Source organism: Pseudomonas sp. P135 (assembly GCF_020312125.1).
Lineage (GTDB): Bacteria > Pseudomonadota > Gammaproteobacteria > Pseudomonadales > Pseudomonadaceae > Aquipseudomonas > Aquipseudomonas fragariae.
Genome location: NZ_JAGPYR010000004.1, coordinates 303,623 through 322,889 on the forward strand (window position 1 = coordinate 303,623; position 19,267 = coordinate 322,889).

Consider the following 19,267-nt stretch of genomic DNA (forward strand, 5'->3'; position numbering starts at 1 on the left):
GGGTGACTCTCACTTGTGCAGGGCCAGCGCCGGTGCGTCGGGCGCCGGGTGACGTCGATGAAACAGCCGCTCCAGTTGCAGATAAATGACCGGCGTGGTGAACAACGTGAGCATCTGGCTCACCAGCAGGCCGCCGACCACGGCAATGCCCAGCGGCTGACGCAATTCGGAACCGACGCCGAAACCGAGCATCAGCGGCAGCGCGCCGAGCAGCGCGGCGAGGGTGGTCATGATAATCGGTCGGAAGCGGGTGATGCAGGCCTCATAAATGGCTTCCTGGGGCGTGAGGCCCTGCTCGCGCTGGGCCTGCAGGGCAAAGTCCACCAGCAGAATACCGTTCTTTTTGACGATACCGATCAGCAACACCACGCCGATCAGGGCCATGATCGAGAAGTCCTGGCCCATCATCCACAACAGCAACAATGCGCCGATACCTGCCGAGGGCAGGGTGGAGATGATGGTCAGCGGGTGCACGAAGCTTTCATAGAGCACCCCCAGAATGATATACACCGCCACCAGCGCCGCTAGGATCAGCCACGGCTGGTTGGCCAGCGAGCTCTGGAACGCCTGTGCCGCACCCTGGAAGCTGCCGATGATCGAGGCGGGCATGCCGATCTCGTTCTTGGCCTGATCGAGCATGCGCACGGCATCGCCCAAGGCGACCCCGGGTGCCAGGTTGAACGACAGGTTCGCCGCCGGAAACATCCCGTCATGGCTGATCGATAACGGTCCCATGCGCGGCGCACTGACTTTGGCCAGCGCCGACAGCGGCACCATTTCGCTGGTCAGCGGTGAGCGCAGGTAGAAGTACGCCAGGCTTTCAGCCTTGCCGCGCTGCTGGGCGTCCAGTTCAAGGATCACCTTGTACTGGTTGACTTCCGTCTGATACTCGCTGATCTGCCGCTGGCCGAACGCGTCGTACAGTGCCTGGTCGACATCGGCCGTGGTCAGGCCGAATCGCGCGGCAGCGCTGCGGTCGATGTCGATGTGCGTGACGCTGCCGCCCAGTTGCAAGTCGTTGGACATGTCGCGAAACGCCGGGTTGCTGCGCAGCTTTTCAGTCAGCCGTTGCGTCCAGGTGTTGAGCAGTTCGCCGTCGTTGCTCTTGAGCACGTACTGGTACTGACTGCGGCTCGGGCCGGAGCTGAGGTTGATGTCCTGCCCGGCGCGCAGGTACAGAACGATGCCCGGGACCTTGGCCAGTTTGGGGCGCAGGCGGTCGATGAACTCACTGACCGACACATCGCGTTCGGCGCGTGGCTTGAGCGAGATCCAGAAGCGGCCGTTGGCGATGGTCTGGTTGCTGCCTGAAACACCGACCGAATGCGAGAACGCCAGCACCGCAGGGTCCGCGCCGACGATCTTTGCCAGTTCCAGGTGTTTTTCCACCATGTCCGGGTAGGAGATGTCGGCAGCTGCCTCGGTGGTCCCGAGTGCAAAAGCGGTGTCCTGGACCGGAAAGAAGCCTTTGGGGATGAGGATGTAACCGACCACTGCCAGCGCCAGGGTCAGGCCGAACACGCCAAGCATCAGCCGCTGATGGGCCAGGGCCTTGCGCAAGCCACGCTCGTAGGAGGCGAGCAGGCGTTCACCGAACCCCGGTTTCTGATGCGGGTGATGGGTGGGCGCGCGCATGAACAAGGCGGCCAGGGTCGGCGCGAGGGTCAGGGAGACGACCACCGAAATAAGGATGGTCGCGGTTGCGGTCAGAGCGAACTCTTTGAACAGTCGCCCGACCACGCCGCCCATGAACAACAGCGGAATGAACGCCGCCACCAGTGAGAAACTGATCGACACTACGGTAAAGCCGATTTCCCCTGAGCCCTTTATCGCGGCCTCGCGCATGCCCTGACCGGCTTCGAGATGACGGTGGATGTTCTCGACCACCACGATGGCGTCGTCCACCACGAAACCGACCGCGACCACGATGGCCACCAGTGTCAGGTTGTTCAGGCTGAAGCCGAACAGGTACATCATCGCAAAGCTGGCAATCAGCGAGACCCCGAGTACCGCACTGACGATCAGGGTGGCTGACAGTTGGCGCAGGAACAGCGCCATGACCGCGACCACCAGCAGCACCGCTATCATCAGGGTCATTTCCACTTCATGCAGCGAGGCACGGATGGTACGGGTGCGGTCGTTGAGTACCGAGACATCGACGCTGGCCGGGAGCATTTCCTGCAGGCGTGGCAGTTCACGCTGGATACGGTCCACGGTGTCGACAATGTTGGCGCCCGGCTGGCGGAAGATGGCGATGTTGACGCCTTGCTGATCGCCGGACCAGGCCTTGACGTAGGCGTTTTCCGAGCCCGCGACAACCCGTGCCACATCCTTGAGCTGGACGGGTGCGCCGTTCTTGTAGGAAACAATCAGTTGCGCGTAGTCCTGCGGCTTGAACAACTGGTCGTTGGAAGACAGGGTCGAAATACTGTCCTTGCCGTACAGCGCGCCCTTGGCCAGGTTCAGGCTGGTCTGCTGCACCGCCAGGCGAATATCGGCCAGGGTCAGCCCTAGCGCAGCCAGTTTCTCGGGAGCGGCCTGAACACGAATCGCCGGACGTTGCTGACCGGTGATGAAGACCTGGCCCACGCCTTCGATCTGGCTGAGCTGGCGCGCCAGAATGGTTTCGGTGACGTCGCTCAGTTCTGTGCCGGGGATCAGGCTGGAACTCACGCTGAGGATCAGCACCGGGCTGTCGGCCGGGTTGACCTTGCGCCAGGTCGGCAGACTGGGCAGGTCGGCCGGCAGGCGTCCGGCTGCGGTATTGATGGCGGCCTGGACTTCCTGGGCCGCAGTGTCGATGCTTTTGTTGAGCGTGAATTGCAGCGTCAGGTTGGTGGAGCCCAGTGCGCTGCTGGAGGTCATCTGGGTCATGCCCGGTATCGCACTGAACTGCACTTCCAGTGGCGTGGCAACCGAAGACGCCATGGTTTCGGGGCTGGCGCCGGGGAGCTGCGCGGTGACCTGGATGGTCGGGAATTCCGCTTCCGGCAACGGCGCGATCGGCAGCCGTGGAAAGGCAATGACCCCCAGCAGTACCAGTGCGAAGGTCAGCAACAAGGTGGCCACCGGGTGGTCGATGCACCACGCCGATACCGAGCCCCGGCCGTTCATCGTGCGGGCTCCACTTGCGCGCTCGCGACATCCGCAGCAGGCGCGGTGATCACTTCGACCGTTGCCCCGGGGCGTAGCCGCGACTGGCCGTCGCTGACCAGTACATCGCCAGCACGCGGCCCGCTGATCAGTGTCTGTTCGCTGTCCTGATAGAGCACTTTGACGGGTACGACTTCTACCTTGTTATCGGCAGTGAGCCGATAGACGAAGTGCAGGTCAACGCCGCGCTGCACCACTTGTGGCGGCACTTTCAGCGAGTTGAGTTCGATACCGGTCTGGATCTTCACGGTCACCAGTTGCCCCGGCCTGAGTTGCTCGCCGGGGTTTTTGAATTGCGCCTTGGCGCGGATCGTACCGGTGCTTGCCGACACCTGATTGTCGATCAATGAAAGCGTGCCTTCACCCAGCAGCAGGCCGTTGGCCGCGCCGTCGCCCTGATACGCCTTGACGGTCGCAGCGTTACGCTCGGCAATCAGCCCCTGCAGGGTCGGCAACATTTGCTGTGGCAGGGAAAACTCCACGGCAATCGGGTCGATCTGGGTCACTGAAAACAGCCCTGCAGCATCGCTGACGCGCAGGAAGTTGCCTTCATCGACGTTGCGAATACCGACCCGTCCCGTCACCGGCGAGCGAATCTGGGTGTAGGACAGCTGCACCTGTGAGGCGTTGATGCTCGCTTCGTTGCCTTTCGCCGTGGCTTCGAGTTGCCTGACCATTGCCTGCTGTTGGTCGAATGTCTGCCGCGAGATGCCATTGTCCTGGGTGAGCTGGCGATAGCGCTTGAGGTCCAGTTGCGCGACGTCCAGCTGCGCCTTGCTTTGCGCCAACTGGGCACGCGCCTGCTCCAGCGCGGCCCGGATAGAGCGGTCATCCAGCGTTGCCAGCAGGTCCCCGGCCTTGACCTGCTGACCTTCCTTGACCAACACACGCGTCAGCACCCCATCCACCTGGGGGCGGATCACCACGCTTTGCAGCGACAGCACCGATCCGATCCCTGTGACGAAACGCGGTACGTCTTCAAGGCTGACCGTGATCACTTTGACGGGCACAGCGGCAGCGGCATTTTTGGGGAGTGCGGCCGGGCGTGTCAGTTTCCAGCCGGCAATCGCCGCACAGGCGATCACCAGGACGACGGCGGTGACGGTCAGGGTCTTTCTGCGCATATGAAGAAAACGCCAAATGTCGGTACGGGAGAGATGTTTTTTACAGCTTCCTTATAGCCTGCAAACCCGGTCAACAGAATGACTTTCAGCTGTCAGGTTTGTCAGAAAGCCTCCAGCGGGTGTGGCGTGCAGTCAAGAAAAGTCGGAATCGGACGATATCTATGTTGAAGAGATAGTTGTCCAGATGTTTATAAAGTCCTAGGAGTTTTCCTACATTTTCCTAAGTAGGTTTCTGGCAGGTCATTCTCTCATCAACTTAAATTATCGTATGAGTCTATGAATGGAGTACGCCATGAGCAGTCAGAAATCGAACGGAAAAGTGATGGTGAAGTTACGGTCCCTTGATAAACGTTTGTGGGTCGCAATCCTGTCGACGTTGCTGCTGGCTGCTCCCGCTTCGTCATGGGCAAAGGACGGTGCAATTACGTTGCGTGGCAGTATTGTCAACAGCAGTTGCATGATTTCCAGTACAGAGATGACGGCGCCCGGTGTTCATTCGCGAACGCTGGAAGTTGCACCCGGAGTCACTATTCATGTGAGCACCGAACGCAATGTCTGTGGTGAGCAGGCAATGCCCTTCGTGACGCAGTATCAGGTGCTGCCTGCCGCCGTGTTAATCGACGGAGAAGCCCTGCAGGCAAGTGCTGCAGTGGTCACGTTGAGCTATCAGTAACTACCGGTCTGTCGTGTTTTCTCGTCCGGACTGTCACGCTTTCAAGGGGCAGTCCAGTGCCTGTAAAGTTTGAACGATACATAACCTCGGCCACAGTGAAGGCGTCGGCAGTCTGTGCCTGAGTAAGGGCGCGCTTCTGTATTGAAAAGGGTTTTTATCAGTGTGCAAGGCACCACTTATAATTATTCCTACAGACCTGTCCTGCGTGTTGTGTTGTGTTGTCTGCGGGGTGAAAGTTATCGAGCTGACAGCACTGAAATAGACCTGGCTCTATAGTGCTCACCGTCCGATAGCGGGCACACACGAAATAACACAAGGAAGGTCGTTAGCATGAAAAAGCTTTCTCTTACATTGGCAGTTCTGGGCGTAATGGGCGCTGGCATGGCAGGTACCGCCAGTGCTGCGAACAACGGCACAATGGTCTTCAACGGAACACTGACCAATATCTCCTGCGATGTGGGGCCGGGCACGGGTGTCAGTACGGGGACCAACCCTGGCGAAATCAATATCGACCTGGGCAACGTGTCCTTCTCCGATATCGGTGTATCGAGCGAAAGCCGATTCGAAACGGCTTCCCCCATCCAGTTGCTGGTCAACTGCAGTGCGGGTGCCGACCAATACAACATGGTGAAGATGCGCCTTATTGCCCGTAACGGCAGTGGCCTGGACAACAACGACGCGAAACTCCTGCGCACCACCGGTGCGGCAGATGGCGTCGGTATCGGCCTGCTCAATGCCTCCAGCGTGTTGATGGATCTGAGCGGCGACGAAACCGTCGACACCACACTCATCAAGGATGGCGCCAGCGGTGCCACCGCTGAAATCAATTTTGGCGCGGTGTATGTGCTTAACGGCACGCCCACCAATCCGGGTAATGCCGACGGCTTTCTGCCGTTCGTGATGGATTACGAGTAATCGTGTCGGACAGGGCGGGCCGTGCTCGCTCTGTCCTCTACCGAATTCAAGGCGAACGCCAGCATGTTTTCCGATTTTTTTCGCTACACGATGCTTGTTGCGTGGTTGTTCTGCGCATCCACCGTTCAGGCGGGCATCGTATTGAATACAACGCGAGTCATTTACCAGGGCAACGACAAAGAGGTCAGTCTGGGGGTGCACAACAGTGGCGGGGGGGAGATTCTCCTGCAGTCCTGGCTTGAATCTCCGACGGCGGCGGCCAGCAATAACGAAGGCCTGCAGAACCTGCCGTTTATTGTCACACCCGCGCTTGCGCGTATGGCCGGTGGTGGCAGGCAACTATTGCGGATCATTCATTCCGGTACCGACATGCCCACCGATCGTGAGTCGGTGTTATGGCTCAATGTTCAGGAAATACCCCAGAGCGCAGCAGAAAACACGCTGCAGATCGCGGTACGTCAACGCATAAAAGTCTTCTTCCGGCCTGATGGTTTGCAGGGTGATCCACAGCAGGCGCCGGAAAAACTGAACTGGCAACGGGTCGATGACACCGGTGTGCAGGTCGAAAATCCCGGCCCCTACCATGTCTCCATGCTCCGGATTTCCATACGTCAACATGACACTGAACTTGCCCTTCTGGACAGTCAGATGCTGGCGCCACATCAGCGTCTGCGTATTCCGTTACAGCACACACCGGCAAGTGCGCCGTTGGTTCTGAGTTTCGTCAGTCTCAATGACTACGGCGGACAAGTGCCTTATCAGGCAACCCTTGGCAACAAACAACCGGTTAACGCCGGCAAGGCGTCGCCCCGATAAGCTGGCGCATCCACTGTCAGCGTTCACTATTCAAACCGTCGGGCCTCAGTGACAAGACAGCCCGGCAGACCTGCGTCTGTGTAAAAGGATTGCACGGCGCGCGCGACAGCCGAAGTAGAGTGAAGACCGCTATGGAATGGCGCAAAGAAGTTAATAAGGGAGTTATTGCCCAGTGCGCGCTCCCTCACCCCCGACGCGGTGCGCTGGGTATCGGTTTCGGATTGACGTTGATGTGTGCGGTCAGCGCGTCGGCCGCCTCGTCGGGTGGCGACGGGGCAGCCAGATTCAATACGGCTTTTATCCAGGGAAGCGATCAGCCGGCTGACCTTCAGGAGTTTCTGCGCTCCAATAGCGTACTGCCCGGTACTTACCGGGTTGATATCTACGTCAATCGCAAACTGAGCGGCAGGCGCGACATCCGCTTTTTGAAAAATCCGCTGTCAGGCCTGATCGAGCCCTGCCTGTCGCTCGAGATGCTACAGAGCTTTGGTCTGGACTTGAGTCGTCTACCGTCAGGTGAGGTATCTGCCCAAGCCTGTTTCGACCTGCCTGCGCGTGTCGAATTTGCTCGCGTCGACTATCAGCCCGGTGCGTTGCGACTGACAATCAGCGTGCCGCAAGCGGTGATGTCACGCGGTGCTCGCGGTTATGTGTCGCCGGAGCTTTGGGATCAGGGCGAGACCGCAGGCTTTATCAACTACAACTTCAATGGCAGCCGGCGGCGTAACAAGGGCCTGGAAACGGAGCAGTACTACGTGGGGCTGCGAAACGGGCTGAACGTCGGCGCCTGGCGTTTGCGCAACGAGTCCTCTCTGGTCGGCGGCAGTGACAGGCCCTGGCGTTATCGCAGCAATCGTACCTTCGCGCAGCGTGACATCACCACCCTGAAAAGCCAGCTCACGCTGGGCGAGACGTTCACCGATTCGCAGGTATTCGACAGTGTCCGCTTCAGGGGCGCGGCGCTGGCCTCTGACGATGGCATGCTGTCTGACAGCGAGCGGGCCTATGCCCCGGTCATCCGCGGGATTGCCGAAACCAATGCGACCGTGGAAGTTCGCCAGAACGGCTTTCTGCTCTACAGCGGCGGTGTGTCGCCCGGGCCGTTCGAGATTGCCGATATCTATCCCAGTGGCTCCAATGGCGACTTGTCGGTGTCTGTCATCGAAGCCGACGGGCGTGTAAGAACCTTCACTCAGGCCTACGCGTCGCTGCCGATCATGGTTCCCGCAGGCTCGTTGCGCTACAGCCTGGCCGGTGGGCAGGTCGACAACAACGACGATCAGCAGGCCTCTCCGGCATTTGCCAGTGCGGCCCTGATCTACGGTCTTTCCGAACGGATTACCGGGTTTGCCGGGGTGCAACTGGCCGAGGATTACCAGGCCGCGAACATAGGCACCGGGATCAACACCGGGCTGGGCGCGGTGTCGATGGACCTTACCCGCTCGGTCAGCAAGGTGGCTCAGCGGGCGCGCAGTGGCCAGAGCCTGCGCGTGCGTTATGCCAATACGCTGGATGTCACCGACACCACGTTGGCAGTGGCCGGTTATCGATATTCGACCGAGCAATACCGGACCCTGAACCAGCACGTCAGCGACAGCGGCGCGCTGCGGCAATTGCGGGCCTCTGGGCTGGCGCGGGATCGGCTGGAACTCAGCATCACTCAGATAGTGCCTGGCCAGTCGGCGTCGCTGAGCCTGACGGCGTCCGAGCAGCGCTACTGGAACCTGTCCGGCAAGACCCGGCAGCTTTACCTGTCCTATAACGCGGCCTGGTATTCGCTCAATTACAGCCTGTCCATCGAACGCAACGAGGATTTCGGGCGAAGCGGTGACGCGAGCACCGACAATCGTGTTGCCTTGAGCGTGACCCTGCCGCTCGGCTCCAGCCCCGGCTCGTCGCGATTGTCTTTCAACGCGGTGCGCGACAGCCGCGGCGAGTACAACGCGCAGGCCGGGCTCAACGGTCAGGTGCCGGGCGACCGCGATACGTTCTATTCGGTACAGGCTGGACGTGACAGCAGCTCCGGCAGTTTCGGCGCAGGCAAGGTCAGCACCAGCACTGCGTTCGGCCGTTTCGAGGCCGGTTATAGCCAGGGCCAGGACTACGATGCATTCAGCCTGTCCGCCGCAGGTTCGCTGGTGGCGCATGCCGGTGGCGTGAACCTGGGGCAGACCTTGGGAGAAACCTTTGCTCTGGTTCAGGTGCCCGACGTCGGTGGCGCCCGCTTGAAGTCGTTCAGTAACGTCGAGACCGCCGGCAACGGCTATGCGGTTCTGCCCTATGCGCAGGCCTACCGCACCAACTGGGTCAGCCTGGATACCCGGCAACTGGGCGCTGATGTCGATCTGGAAAACGCTATTACCCAGATCGTGCCGCGCAGGGGCGCGATACCGGTGGTGCGCTTCAAGGCCAATGTGGGCCGCCGGGTCCAGTTCGAACTGGTACGCGTCGATGGCAGCAAAGTGCCGCTGGGTGCCAGTGTCGAAGATGAACAGGGCAGGGCGCTGGCAGTGGTCGATCCCGGCAGTCAGGCGCTGGTGCTCAGCGAGCAGGATGCCGGCAGCCTGTGGGTGCGCTGGTCCGATCAACGTTGTCAGGCAACATTCTCGCTACCGCCCAGAGATCCGTCGCGTGCCTACGAGCGGATCAGGGTGATATGCCGATGAGCGCTTTCGCTGGCTCATGCAAGGCGGTGTTGACGGCTGTGCTGTTGACGAGCGGCCTGGCGGCGCACGGGGCTGTTTCGCTGAGCGGAACGCGGCTGATTTTCGACGGGCAGTATCGCGAGGTCACGCTCGAGGTGCGCAATCGCGGCAAGTCCGAGGCACTTTTACAGGCCTGGCTCAGTGACGCAGTGGATGACGACGACGCCCCGGGTGAGCTTCGCAAGGCGCTGCCATTCGTGGTCACGCCACCGCTTTCACGCCTGCCGGTGGGCGGCAGGCAGACCTTGCGCGTGCTGTATCAGGGCGCAGGCATGCCGCAGAAACACGAGTCGCTGCTGCATCTTTACGTGCTTGAGATACCCCGACGCCAGGACGGTGCGGGGCAGTTGAACATCGCCGTGCGCCAACGCATCAACGTGTTCTACCGGCCCCCCGGCCTTGACGGTGATCCGGCCGACACTCCCGCGCGGCTGCTGTGGACACTGACTCATGACCCGTCTCACGCCTTGTTGCTGACGGTCAGTAACCCGACGCCCTATCACGCTGCCCTGCAAGCGCTGCGTATCGACGGGGTGCAGCTTGGCGATCATCTGTTGCTGGCGCCGGGCGCACAGGTCGCGATGGTTGTGCCGGCGAGTGTCGAGCGCTCTGCCACACATCGTTTTTCCTACCAGGCGCTGACCGACTACGGCGGCCGACGGATCCATTGCGCACAGCTCACCGGGCAGACGGCCACTACCGCCAGGCTGCCGAAAAATAATTCCATTCAGGACGAATGCTGATATGAAACATCTCTCTGCCAGAGGCTGGCTGCGATCCCTCGCCGTGTTGTTGTTACTGCATCCGGCTTCCACCTTCGCGCTGATCTGTACCACTCAAGGGACGGGCGAAACCGAAATTCACGATGACCTGAGCAGTACGGTGGCAATCCCGGAGTCGATTCCCGACGGGGAAGTGGTATGGCGTTCCGAACCTCTGAACGTTCAGGTCGAATGCGCCACAGAGGGCTGGCAGTCCGAAGCGCAGGAGATTTTTATCTACCTGAATCCGGACAATCGTTCGATCGGTCAGGGGATTCGTGCCGGAATGACGTTACAGGGTATCGATCACATCCAAGGCAGTGGACGAGTGAGTACCGGCAGCTACCTGCCGATGTGTCGCGAGGGTGAGAACACGCTCGAAAACTGCCCGAAGGTGCGTTTCAGCCTGGCGTTTTCGGTATTCATCCAGAAGTTCGGCGCTACACCGCCCTCCGGTTTGGCCAGTGACCTGCTGGATTACCGGTTCTTTCAACTGGGCGGCGCGACAGACCCGAGTCGGCTGTCAGGGCGCAGCCTCAGTTATGTGATCAATAACCTGCGGGGGCTGAGGTTCGTGGCCTGCGATGCCGATCTGCAGGTGCTCCCGGAAACCGTGGAATTTGGCGACGTTGCGATACACCAGGTGGCGATTGGCAAAGTGACTGCTACCCAGACATTCTCCCTGCTGACCAGCCGCAGCTGTGATTCGCCGTTCAGCATTGATGCGCGTTTCAGGCCGGTGACAGGCACTCTGTCTGGCGAGCTGCTGATCCCCGTCGGTAATGATTCATTGGGGATACGCATTACCAGCGCAGTAAACGGTCAGCCGCTACGTTACAACGAGCCATTCCATCTGGCGGAATTGCTCGGCGAAACCAACACAGCCAGGGCGGACTTCAATGCCGAACTGCTGTGGAACACCAACATGCCAAGGCCCGGACCGTTCAATGCCGAGGTGATGGTCGATCTGTTCTACAAATGACGGCGACAGGAGGCTCGGGCGGTTGTGCGGCGATTAATGTATGCTGCGCGGCCGCGGGCATTTGCCCGGCCAATTCGACTTTCTGGTGACACCATGACCACGCCTGAACAACCTCCTGTTCAAGACGCCGCAGCCGACTCCGTCGCAGACACTGAAAAGAGGGCTGTCATTGCGCCTTTCAGCTTTCCGTTCAAGCCTTCGGAGTTTGCCCAGGCCAAAAAAGAGCCGGCGTGGCATCAGAAAAACAACAAGCACGGCCACCACAAGACCCCGGGCGTCGCGCCGGCTGGCACCCGCAGGTCGATGGGCAAGCGCTGATTGCCTGAGAGATCCTGTCAGGCCGCCTGCAAAGGAATGAACAGGTAGGAAACCGGCTGCCGGTCAGTCACCTCGGCACCTTCCTGTTGCAGGGTGTCCAGAACGTGCTGGCCGGCGACGTGAAATTCCCACTTCGAGCCTTGGGCTTGCCCCTCCTGTGCAGGGTTTTTGACCTCTTCGATGGCGGCAGCAAACGCGCCCATGTCCGGCAGGTAGGCGACGAAACCGTTGCCCTTGAGGGCGGTGGTGCGAATGCCCAGCTTCTGGCAAATCAGCTGTTTGGTGTCTATTTCATCCCGATCGGCCTGACGCGACTGTTCGATCAGGTCCATCAGTTGAGTATCGACCAGCCTGTCGTTAACGATAAGGTCCGGACCCTGCTCCCAGGACTCTGGCGGGCAGCCCTTGTTCTCCGGGCGCAACGGAATGTGTGGATTGATCTCCATCGGATAGATCCGGCACACCAGTGGCCGGCGCTCGTAGATGCGACACAGGTTCTTCTCGTCAAGATTCCGGCAGCGCCCGACGTTGTAGGCTGCGAAGGTGATCGCCACAAAGGCTGTCGTACTGCCACTGCTGACCTCGGTCGAGCGACGGCTGGCATGGGTGAGCTGCGCCTCGGAAACCCCATAACCATTGCTCAAAAATGCCTCGGTCAGCACGATGACGTTGCCGCCATCGGCCGCCCACTGCGCGGCTTCGTTGAGCGTCAACGGTACGTGATGGTCGGTGCAACAGCCGCCACAACCCACGCAGGAAAACTTGGTGTCCATTATCTCGATGACCCGTCCAACAGTTAGGCTGCAAGCGACAACAATTGGTCACTCACTCGCTTGATGTGTCTCGGGAAGCAAGTTGCGCGCCAGTCGCCGGGCCGTGAACAGCGGGTTCAGGCTGCAGGAATGTCGAAACGCTTGAGATAGGCCATTGCGGATTTTTCGTAAAGCCGCCGCGCCGCCAGGTTGTTTTCCATGACGTGAAGGTCGACCGCTGCTTCATTGCGCGTATGCAGGTGGGCGAACAAATGATTGAGCAGGGCGTGGCCGATCCCGCTGTGTCGCACATCAGGGTGCACAACCAGGTCCCTGATGAATGCGCTGGTCCAGCACACGATCACACCGACTACCGTTTCGTCACGCATGGCCAGAAAGCACAGCGACGGATCGCAGTCGGGATCGTGTTCGAATGCAGCCAGCCAGTCCGGATAATCCGCCACGCAGCCTGCGGCGCTGCCATAACCCAGAGTCAGCAGGCGGTGAACCTCTGCGGCTCGCTCAAGCGTGAAGGGATGTGGCTGGATGCCAGGCGGCCAGGCCGGGATGGGCACTGGCACTGCAAGATCCCGACGCATCAGCCAGTAATGAGCGGCGGATGCATCGGTCAGGTTCGGACGTTGTGTCGCCGTGCGCTCAGGGATCAGAGCCCTTGGGCGACGACCGTACGCGCGGCCTCGATCAGGCATTTGGTCAACTCGGGTGACGAGAACTTGGTCAGCACGGCATTGGCCCCGGCGATCTGTGACTTCTCGCTGTTCATCGCGCTGTCGAGCGAGGTGTGCAGCAGAATGTACAGATCACTGAAGTCCGGCGTATCCCGGAGCGTGCGGGTGAGGGCATAGCCGTCCATCTCCGACATCTCGATATCGGACACCACCACGTTGATCTGTCGCGCAGTACCCTGCAGGTCGAGCAGAACGTCGATAGCCTCTTTGGCACTGCGCGCCGTGTGGCATTCGAGGCCGAGATTGCGCAAGGTAATGATCGACTGCTGCAGGGCAACCTGACTGTCATCGACGACCAGAATCCGCGCCTTGCTCAGCAGTTCCGCATCCTCTTTGGCCAGCTCCGTCGACTGCACGACGATCTGTGCAGGGGCGATGCCGTGGATCACTTTTTCGATGTCCAGTACTTGCACCAGCACGCCGTCGACCTGGGTGACCCCGGTGATGAACGACTTGCTGCTCGACCCGTAGGGCGGCGGACGGATATCGGTGGTCAGGCAATGCACAATCTTGCTGACGGCCTGAACGTGCAGGCCCTGTTTCGAGCGGCTGACATCCGTGACGATCAGGCAGCCACCGTCGGGATCGGCCAGTGGACGCTCGCCGATCGCACGACTCAGATCGATAACCGACAGTGACGAGCCACGTAGCGTCGCAATACCTTTGACGTGTGGGTGCGATTCGGGAAGATGGGTCAGAGGCGGGCAGGGAATGATCTCGCTGACCTTGAGCAGGTTGATCGCCATCAGCTTGCCGCTGCGCAACGTGAAGAGGAGCAGCGAAAGTGAATCTGCTCGGACGTTCTTGGACATATGAACCTTCTGGCTGTAGGTATTTCGTCGCCTGGTAGCGGCAAACAACTTTCTATGACAGGTTATCGACCTGCGGCCGGCAGGCTTGAGGATTTTTAACCGACAGCCGAGCGCGTCCGTTCGCTTGCCATTGAAAGCCGTTGCACCACACCACGGCGGGCCCGACAAACTGGCTGCCCATGTGCCGATAGTGGCAGTCTGGCTTCGGTTGCGTCAAACCGGGAGAGGGCGGCACATTGTCGCTCTCTGCCTTCCGACGACCTGCGTCGCGGTTTCGCACGCCATAGTGCTTTGACAGAAAGGCACCCTGCGACAAAATACCGCAGCTATATATAGAAGAAGAGCTGCGACAAACTGACGCACCCTTCTATATATAGAAGGGCTTTGCACCCGGTTCCTGCAAAAGCGTCCTGCCGGTTGTGGATGTGCTGCCGCGCAGACCACCTGACCGGCAAATGCGTCCGTATGGCTGGCCAACGCTTGAGTTGCCGAATCAGACAGATGATCATCGCGCACGTCTTGGCGCAGCCAGGCCGTACCCCCGTTCAGGCTGCGAACGCTGCATGGCGTTGACCAACCCTTTCATCAGTTCAGTAAGGTATGTGAATGAGCGACAACACGTTGTACCTGAGACGCGAAAAGCGCTTTCTGGTTTTGCTGGGTATTATCTGTCTGGCCCTGATCGGCGGCGCCCTGTACATGCAGGTCGTCCTGGACGAAGCGCCTTGCCCGCTGTGCATCCTGCAGCGATACGCACTGTTGTTCATCGCCATTTTTGCGTTCATTGGCGCCGCCATGCCCGGGCGTCGCAGCGTCACGGCGTTTGAAACCCTGGTGACCCTCAGCGCCCTTGGCGGCATTGCCGCTGCCGGCCGGCATGTCTGGATCCTTGCCCATCCGTCCGACAGTTGCGGTATCGACGTGTTGCAGCCGATTGTCGATGGCCTGCCATTGGCTACACTGTTTCCTACAGGGTTCCAGGTCGGCGGTTTCTGCACCACGCCATATCCGCCGGTTCTCGGATTATCACTCGCGCAATGGGCGCTGACGGCTTTTGTCCTGACTGCAGTTCTGGTACCGGCGTGCATCATTCGCAATCGTCGCAAACCTTACTAACTTCAGGGGCTTTCGCTAAAAACGCCCCGTGAATACGGGGCTTTTTTCGAGTACGCTGAGGCGTTTGGAGGAGGATTGTTACGCATATAGAGAATAACTGTTACAAAATTAGGCATAGTCATTAAAAATTTACGTATCTACAATCCCCGTCACTTGTCGTTCAGCTTGGCCGAACGATCAGCATTTTGAGGCTTGGAGCGTCCCCTGTGCACTCTGAACAGGCAGCGCAACGCTTGCCTCTGAGGGCGTATGATGGCCGCGTCGAAAGCGTCTGCCCGAAGTTTTGGGCAGTTCCAGCAACTCAAAAAACAAGAATCCATAGCTAAACCCGGACTTGTCGATACGCCGCTGTGCGTACCGGCGGCCCTTGTTCAATTCAAAAAAATTAGCCGGCACTGGCAGGGCGAAGTGTTGGCGGTCGAAACCCAACTGCACCGCGCAAGCTGCTTTTAGAGGTCGTGAAATGAGTAAAAAAAGGTACCCCAGGTTTTTTGGCTTCTTGGCCCTTTTCTGTATGCTTTTGCTCAGTGGATGCGATGGCGTACCTCTGCTCGATCCAAAAGGGCAGGTGGGTATCGAGCAGCGGAACCTGATCGTAATCGCAACGTTGCTGATGCTGATTGTCGTGATCCCGGTCATCCTGATGACCCTGATCTTCGCCTGGAAGTATCGCGCATCGAACAAGGCTGCCAAGTACACGCCGGACTGGTCTCACTCCACCAAGATCGAAATCGCAGTCTGGGGCGTACCCATGCTGTTGCTGGTCTTCCTGGGGTACATCACCTACGTCTCGACTCACTCGCTGGACCCTTACCGTCCGCTTGATTCGGACGTCAAGCCGGTCACCATCCAGGCGATCTCGGTTGACTGGAAATGGGTATTCATCTACCCGGACTACGGCATTGCCACGGTCAACAAGATCGTGTTCCCGGCCAAGACTCCGATCAACTTCCAGGTGACCTCGGACAGCGTGATGAACTCGTTCTTCATCCCGGGTCTGGGTGGTCAGATCTACGCGATGGCGGGCATGCACACCAAGCTGCACCTCATCGCCAACGAGAATCACGAATTCAACGGTATTTCGGCCAACTACAGTGGCGCAGGCTTTACCGGCATGAAGTTCAAGGCCATCGCTACCAGCCAGGCTGATTTCGACAGCTGGGTCAGCGAAGTCAAGAGCTCGCCCAAAAAGCTTGGCACGGCCGAATACGCCGAGTTGATCAAGCCAAGCGAACGCAACCCTGTCGAACTCTTTTCCTCGGTCACCCCGAACCTGTTCCAGATCGTCATCGACAAGTATGAAGGTATGAATCCGGGCAAGAAGGTTGTTGCTGGTGAGAAGGAAGTAGCCGGTGAGGCTGGTGCGGAAAAAGGCAAAAATTCAGCTGCTGGGGCAGAGGAGTAAACGATGTTTGGCAAATTAAGTCTGGAAGCGGTGCCGTTCCACGAGCCCATAGTCATGGTGACACTTGCCATGATCGCGCTCGGCGGCATTGCGGTTGTCGGGTTGATCACCTATTTCCGCAAGTGGACGTACTTGTGGTCTGAGTGGCTGACCTCTGTCGACCACAAGAAAATCGGCGTGATGTACATCGTCGTTGCCATGGTCATGCTGCTGCGCGGTTTTGCCGACGCAATCATGATGCGTACCCAACTGGCGATGGCCCAGAACGGTTCCGAAGGGTTCCTTCCGCCTGAACACTATGACCAGATCTTCACCGCTCACGGTGTGATCATGATCATCTTCATGGCGATGCCGTTCTTCACGGGTCTGATGAACATCGTTCTGCCTCTGCAGATCGGCGCTCGCGACGTGGCGTTCCCGTTCCTGAACTCCCTGAGCTTCTGGCTGCTGGTCGCAGGTATGCTGCTGATCAACATCTCCCTGGGTGTCGGTGAGTTCGCCAAGACCGGCTGGGTCGCGTATCCGCCTCTTTCCGGGTTGCAATACAGTCCTGGCGTAGGGGTTGACTACTACATCTGGGCGCTACAGTTATCCGGCTTGGGTACGACGCTGACGGGGGTCAACTTCCTCGTGACCGTGCTGAAGATGCGTACCCCTGGCATGAAACTGATGGACATGCCGATCTTCACCTGGACCTGCACCTGGGCAAACATCCTGATCGTGGCTTCGTTCCCGATCCTGACCGCTACCCTGGCGTTCCTGACCCTTGACCGCTACCTGGACTTCCACATTTTCACGAACGAAATGGGCGGTAACCCCATGATGTACGTGAACCTGTTCTGGGCGTGGGGTCACCCTGAGGTGTACATCCTGATCCTGCCGGCCTTCGGCGTGTTCTCGGAAGTCATCTCGACGTTCTCCGGCAAGCGTCTGTTCGGCCACAAGTCGATGATCTTCGCCTCCGGTGCGATCTGTATCCTGGGCTTCATGGTCTGGCTGCACCACTTCTTCACCATGGGGGCGGGTGCCAACGTCAACGCCTTCTTCGGTCTGGCGACGATGCTGATTGCGATCCCGACGGGTGTGAAGCTGTTCAACTGGCTGTTCACCATGTATCAGGGCCGTCTGCGCTTCACTGCACCGGTACTCTGGACCCTGGGCTTCATGGTCACCTTCTCGATCGGCGGCATGACCGGCGTTCTGTTGGCGATCCCGGGTGCTGACTTCGTGCTGCACAACAGCCTGTTCGTAATCGCTCACTTCCACAACGTCATCATCGGCGGTGCGGTATTCGGTTACATCGCCGGCTTCGCGTTCTGGTTCCCTAAAGCGTTCGGTTTCACCCTGAACGAGAAGTGGGGCAAGGCAGCGTTCTGGTTCTGGATCGTCGGCTTCTTCGTCGCATTCATGCCGCTGTACGCGCTGGGCTTCCTGGGCATGACCCGTCGTCTGAACGCTACCGACATGCCAGAGTGGAACATCTACCTGGACGTCGCGCTGTTCGGTGCCGTGCTGATCGCCATGGGTATCGCTTCTCAGCTGATCCAGCTGTTCGTGAGTATCCGTGACCGCGACAACAACCGCGATCTGACCGGTGACCCATGGAATGGCCATACCCTGGAATGGTCCACTTCTTCGCCTCCACCGTTCTACAACTTTGCCGAGCTGCCAAAAGCTGACGATATCGACCCGTTCACCGATGCGAAACGTGCCGGTACCGCTTACAAGGTTCCTGCCCGCTACTCGGCGATCCACATGCCTAACAACACGGCTACCGGCCTGTACATGGGTATGTTGCTGACGGTCTTCGGCTTCGCATTCATCTGGCACATCTGGTGGCTGGTAGGCGCAAGCCTGGTCGCGACCATTGCCGTCTTCGTTGCTCACGCTGTCCGTGACGACCAGGGCTACATGGTGCCGGCTGAAGATGTAGCGCGTATTGAAGGTGAGCATCACAAGGTCCTGGCGGCCAACGGTGCATACACTCCTGTCAAGTCCTCGCTGGAACAGGTTTAAACAATGTCAAATATTGCAATCAACTCCGGAGCCCACGATCACGGTCACGACCATGATCACGGGCATGACGATCACCACGACAGCGGTGGCATGACGGTCTACGGCTTCTGGCTGTACCTGATGACCGACTGCGTGTTGTTCGCCTCGTTCTTCGCGGTGTACGCCGTGATGGTCAACAGTGTCGCGGGCGGCCCGTCGGGCCAGGACATCTTCCTGCTGCCATTCGTGGCAGTGGAAACCGCGTTCCTGTTGGTCAGTAGTATCACTTACGGCTTTGCCATGCTGGCACTGTACAAGGGCAATAAGAGCCAGGTACTGGGCTGGCTGGCACTGACCTTCCTGTGCGGTGCTGCCTTTATCGGCATGGAAATCTATGAGTTCCATCACCTGATCGAAGAGGGCTACGGTCCGAGCCGCAGCGGCTTCCTGTCAGCGTTCTTCGCGCTGGTAGGCCTGCACGGCGCCCACGTGACCAGTGGTCTGATCTGGATGGCGATCATGATGTTCCAGGTCCAGAAGAAGGGCCTGACCAACACCAACAAGACGCGCCTGAGCTGCCTGAGCCTGTTCTGGCACTTCCTGGACGTTGTCTGGATCGGCGTGTTCACCGTTGTCTATCTGATGGGAGCTTTGTAATGTCAAATTCGCATCACTCCGCTGAAGACAATAGTCACGGCTCAGTGAAGTCGTACGTCATCGGTTTCGTACTGTCGATCATCCTGACCGCCATTCCGTTTGCCCTGGTGATGTCACCTTCACTGCCGAAGGACATGACGATCGCAATCGTTCTGGTCTTCGCGATCATCCAGATTCTGGTGCACCTGCATTACTTCCTGCATCTGGACTTCACGAGCGTGCAGCGTAACAACGTGATGGCCTTCGCCTTTACCACGATGGTTATCGTCCTGCTGGTCGGCTTGTCGCTGTGGATCATTTTCAGCGTCCACCGCGAAATGATGGCGCATTGAGG

The 19,267-nt window shown here is 59.1% G+C and carries 17 protein-coding genes; 12 read left to right on the forward strand and 5 right to left on the reverse strand.

From position 1 onward, the window contains the following. Positions 1-9 precede the first annotated feature (9 nt). Both KBY08_RS08315 and KBY08_RS08320 read right to left on the reverse strand, forming a co-directional pair. The gene (locus KBY08_RS08315; protein ID WP_096135351.1) at positions 10-3,114 is read right to left on the reverse strand and encodes a multidrug efflux RND transporter permease subunit; all 3,105 of its coding nucleotides are present in this window, start codon (positions 3,112-3,114) and stop codon (positions 10-12) included. Then, positions 3,111-4,277 carry an efflux RND transporter periplasmic adaptor subunit gene (locus KBY08_RS08320; RefSeq protein WP_225651102.1) on the reverse strand — a complete coding sequence of 389 codons (1,167 nt, stop codon included), beginning with the start codon at positions 4,275-4,277 and terminating at the stop codon, positions 3,111-3,113. The genes KBY08_RS08315 and KBY08_RS08320 overlap by 4 nt, the downstream gene beginning before the upstream one ends. A gap of 292 nt (positions 4,278-4,569) precedes the next feature. Between KBY08_RS08320 and KBY08_RS08325 the strand changes: the two genes are divergently transcribed. The 7 genes from KBY08_RS08325 to KBY08_RS08355 all read left to right on the forward strand — a co-directional run bounded on the left by KBY08_RS08325 (position 4,570) and on the right by KBY08_RS08355 (position 11,447). Beyond that, a complete protein-coding gene (locus KBY08_RS08325; protein ID WP_024639201.1) occupies positions 4,570-4,950 on the forward strand; it encodes a hypothetical protein in 381 nt (126 codons plus the stop codon). A 330-nt stretch (positions 4,951-5,280) separates the two neighbouring features. Beyond that, entirely contained in the window at positions 5,281-5,865 is a 585-nt protein-coding gene (locus KBY08_RS08330) for a fimbrial protein (RefSeq protein ID WP_011266843.1), read from the forward strand. A gap of 63 nt (positions 5,866-5,928) precedes the next feature. Next, positions 5,929-6,681, forward strand: coding sequence for a molecular chaperone (locus KBY08_RS08335; protein WP_024660807.1), 753 nt, complete (start codon positions 5,929-5,931; stop codon positions 6,679-6,681). A 203-nt stretch (positions 6,682-6,884) separates the two neighbouring features. Then, entirely contained in the window at positions 6,885-9,347 is a 2,463-nt protein-coding gene (locus KBY08_RS08340) for a fimbria/pilus outer membrane usher protein (protein ID WP_177410917.1), read from the forward strand. Beyond that, on the forward strand, positions 9,344-10,129 hold the full coding sequence (locus tag KBY08_RS08345) for a molecular chaperone (RefSeq protein ID WP_058399015.1): 786 nt from the start codon (positions 9,344-9,346) through the stop codon (positions 10,127-10,129). Before KBY08_RS08340 ends, KBY08_RS08345 begins: the two co-directional genes overlap by 4 nt. Before the next feature lies 1 nt (position 10,130). After that, the gene (locus tag KBY08_RS08350; RefSeq protein WP_004406627.1) at positions 10,131-11,129 is read left to right on the forward strand and encodes a fimbrial protein; all 999 of its coding nucleotides are present in this window, start codon (positions 10,131-10,133) and stop codon (positions 11,127-11,129) included. A gap of 93 nt (positions 11,130-11,222) precedes the next feature. Next, the gene (locus KBY08_RS08355) at positions 11,223-11,447 is read left to right on the forward strand and encodes a hypothetical protein (RefSeq protein ID WP_004406626.1); all 225 of its coding nucleotides are present in this window, start codon (positions 11,223-11,225) and stop codon (positions 11,445-11,447) included. 17 nt (positions 11,448-11,464) lie between these two features. Here the strand turns inward: KBY08_RS08355 and KBY08_RS08360 are convergent, their stop codons facing one another. The 3 genes from KBY08_RS08360 to KBY08_RS08370 all read right to left on the reverse strand — a co-directional run bounded on the left by KBY08_RS08360 (position 11,465) and on the right by KBY08_RS08370 (position 13,760). Then, positions 11,465-12,220 (reverse strand): YkgJ family cysteine cluster protein, encoded by a 756-nt coding sequence (locus tag KBY08_RS08360; RefSeq protein ID WP_011266848.1) that lies wholly within the window; start codon positions 12,218-12,220, stop codon positions 11,465-11,467. A 116-nt stretch (positions 12,221-12,336) separates the two neighbouring features. Then, on the reverse strand, positions 12,337-12,798 hold the full coding sequence (locus tag KBY08_RS08365) for a GNAT family N-acetyltransferase (protein WP_111522053.1): 462 nt from the start codon (positions 12,796-12,798) through the stop codon (positions 12,337-12,339). Between the two features lie 65 nt (positions 12,799-12,863). Continuing rightward, positions 12,864-13,760 carry a chemotaxis protein gene (locus KBY08_RS08370; RefSeq protein WP_003408993.1) on the reverse strand — a complete coding sequence of 299 codons (897 nt, stop codon included), beginning with the start codon at positions 13,758-13,760 and terminating at the stop codon, positions 12,864-12,866. A gap of 606 nt (positions 13,761-14,366) precedes the next feature. Between KBY08_RS08370 and KBY08_RS08375 the strand changes: the two genes are divergently transcribed. The 5 genes from KBY08_RS08375 to cyoD all read left to right on the forward strand — a co-directional run bounded on the left by KBY08_RS08375 (position 14,367) and on the right by cyoD (position 19,265). Beyond that, complete coding sequence (locus KBY08_RS08375; protein WP_024642500.1) at positions 14,367-14,876, forward strand: disulfide bond formation protein B; 510 nt, start codon at positions 14,367-14,369, stop codon at positions 14,874-14,876. Between the two features lie 463 nt (positions 14,877-15,339). Continuing rightward, positions 15,340-16,281, forward strand: a complete 942-nt coding sequence (gene cyoA / locus KBY08_RS08380) for a ubiquinol oxidase subunit II (RefSeq protein WP_011266850.1) — start codon at positions 15,340-15,342, stop codon at positions 16,279-16,281. A 3-nt stretch (positions 16,282-16,284) separates the two neighbouring features. Continuing rightward, positions 16,285-18,297 (forward strand): cytochrome o ubiquinol oxidase subunit I, encoded by a 2,013-nt coding sequence (gene cyoB / locus KBY08_RS08385; protein WP_011266851.1) that lies wholly within the window; start codon positions 16,285-16,287, stop codon positions 18,295-18,297. A 3-nt stretch (positions 18,298-18,300) separates the two neighbouring features. After that, entirely contained in the window at positions 18,301-18,933 is a 633-nt protein-coding gene (locus KBY08_RS08390) for a cytochrome o ubiquinol oxidase subunit III (protein ID WP_011266852.1), read from the forward strand. Then, the gene (gene cyoD, locus KBY08_RS08395) at positions 18,933-19,265 is read left to right on the forward strand and encodes a cytochrome o ubiquinol oxidase subunit IV (protein WP_003409003.1); all 333 of its coding nucleotides are present in this window, start codon (positions 18,933-18,935) and stop codon (positions 19,263-19,265) included. Before KBY08_RS08390 ends, cyoD begins: the two co-directional genes overlap by 1 nt. Positions 19,266-19,267: the final 2 nt, after the last annotated feature.

Excerpts from the sequence above, each read along its gene's own strand:
- KBY08_RS08315 (WP_096135351.1), bottom strand. The coding sequence starts at position 3,114 with ATGAACGGCCGGGGCTCGGTATCGGCGTGGTGCATCGACCACCCGGTG.
- KBY08_RS08320 (WP_225651102.1), bottom strand. The coding sequence starts at position 4,277 with ATGCGCAGAAAGACCCTGACCGTCACCGCCGTCGTCCTGGTGATCGCC.
- KBY08_RS08325 (WP_024639201.1), top strand. The coding sequence starts at position 4,570 with ATGAGCAGTCAGAAATCGAACGGAAAAGTGATGGTGAAGTTACGGTCC.
- KBY08_RS08330 (WP_011266843.1), top strand. The coding sequence starts at position 5,281 with ATGAAAAAGCTTTCTCTTACATTGGCAGTTCTGGGCGTAATGGGCGCT.
- KBY08_RS08335 (WP_024660807.1), top strand. The coding sequence starts at position 5,929 with ATGTTTTCCGATTTTTTTCGCTACACGATGCTTGTTGCGTGGTTGTTC.
- KBY08_RS08345 (WP_058399015.1), top strand. The coding sequence starts at position 9,344 with ATGAGCGCTTTCGCTGGCTCATGCAAGGCGGTGTTGACGGCTGTGCTG.
- KBY08_RS08350 (WP_004406627.1), top strand. The coding sequence starts at position 10,131 with ATGAAACATCTCTCTGCCAGAGGCTGGCTGCGATCCCTCGCCGTGTTG.
- KBY08_RS08355 (WP_004406626.1), top strand. The coding sequence starts at position 11,223 with ATGACCACGCCTGAACAACCTCCTGTTCAAGACGCCGCAGCCGACTCC.
- KBY08_RS08360 (WP_011266848.1), bottom strand. The coding sequence starts at position 12,220 with ATGGACACCAAGTTTTCCTGCGTGGGTTGTGGCGGCTGTTGCACCGAC.
- KBY08_RS08365 (WP_111522053.1), bottom strand. The coding sequence starts at position 12,798 with ATGCGTCGGGATCTTGCAGTGCCAGTGCCCATCCCGGCCTGGCCGCCT.
- KBY08_RS08370 (WP_003408993.1), bottom strand. The coding sequence starts at position 13,760 with ATGTCCAAGAACGTCCGAGCAGATTCACTTTCGCTGCTCCTCTTCACG.
- KBY08_RS08375 (WP_024642500.1), top strand. The coding sequence starts at position 14,367 with ATGAGCGACAACACGTTGTACCTGAGACGCGAAAAGCGCTTTCTGGTT.
- cyoA (WP_011266850.1), top strand. The coding sequence starts at position 15,340 with ATGAGTAAAAAAAGGTACCCCAGGTTTTTTGGCTTCTTGGCCCTTTTC.
- cyoB (WP_011266851.1), top strand. The coding sequence starts at position 16,285 with ATGTTTGGCAAATTAAGTCTGGAAGCGGTGCCGTTCCACGAGCCCATA.
- KBY08_RS08390 (WP_011266852.1), top strand. The coding sequence starts at position 18,301 with ATGTCAAATATTGCAATCAACTCCGGAGCCCACGATCACGGTCACGAC.
- cyoD (WP_003409003.1), top strand. The coding sequence starts at position 18,933 with ATGTCAAATTCGCATCACTCCGCTGAAGACAATAGTCACGGCTCAGTG.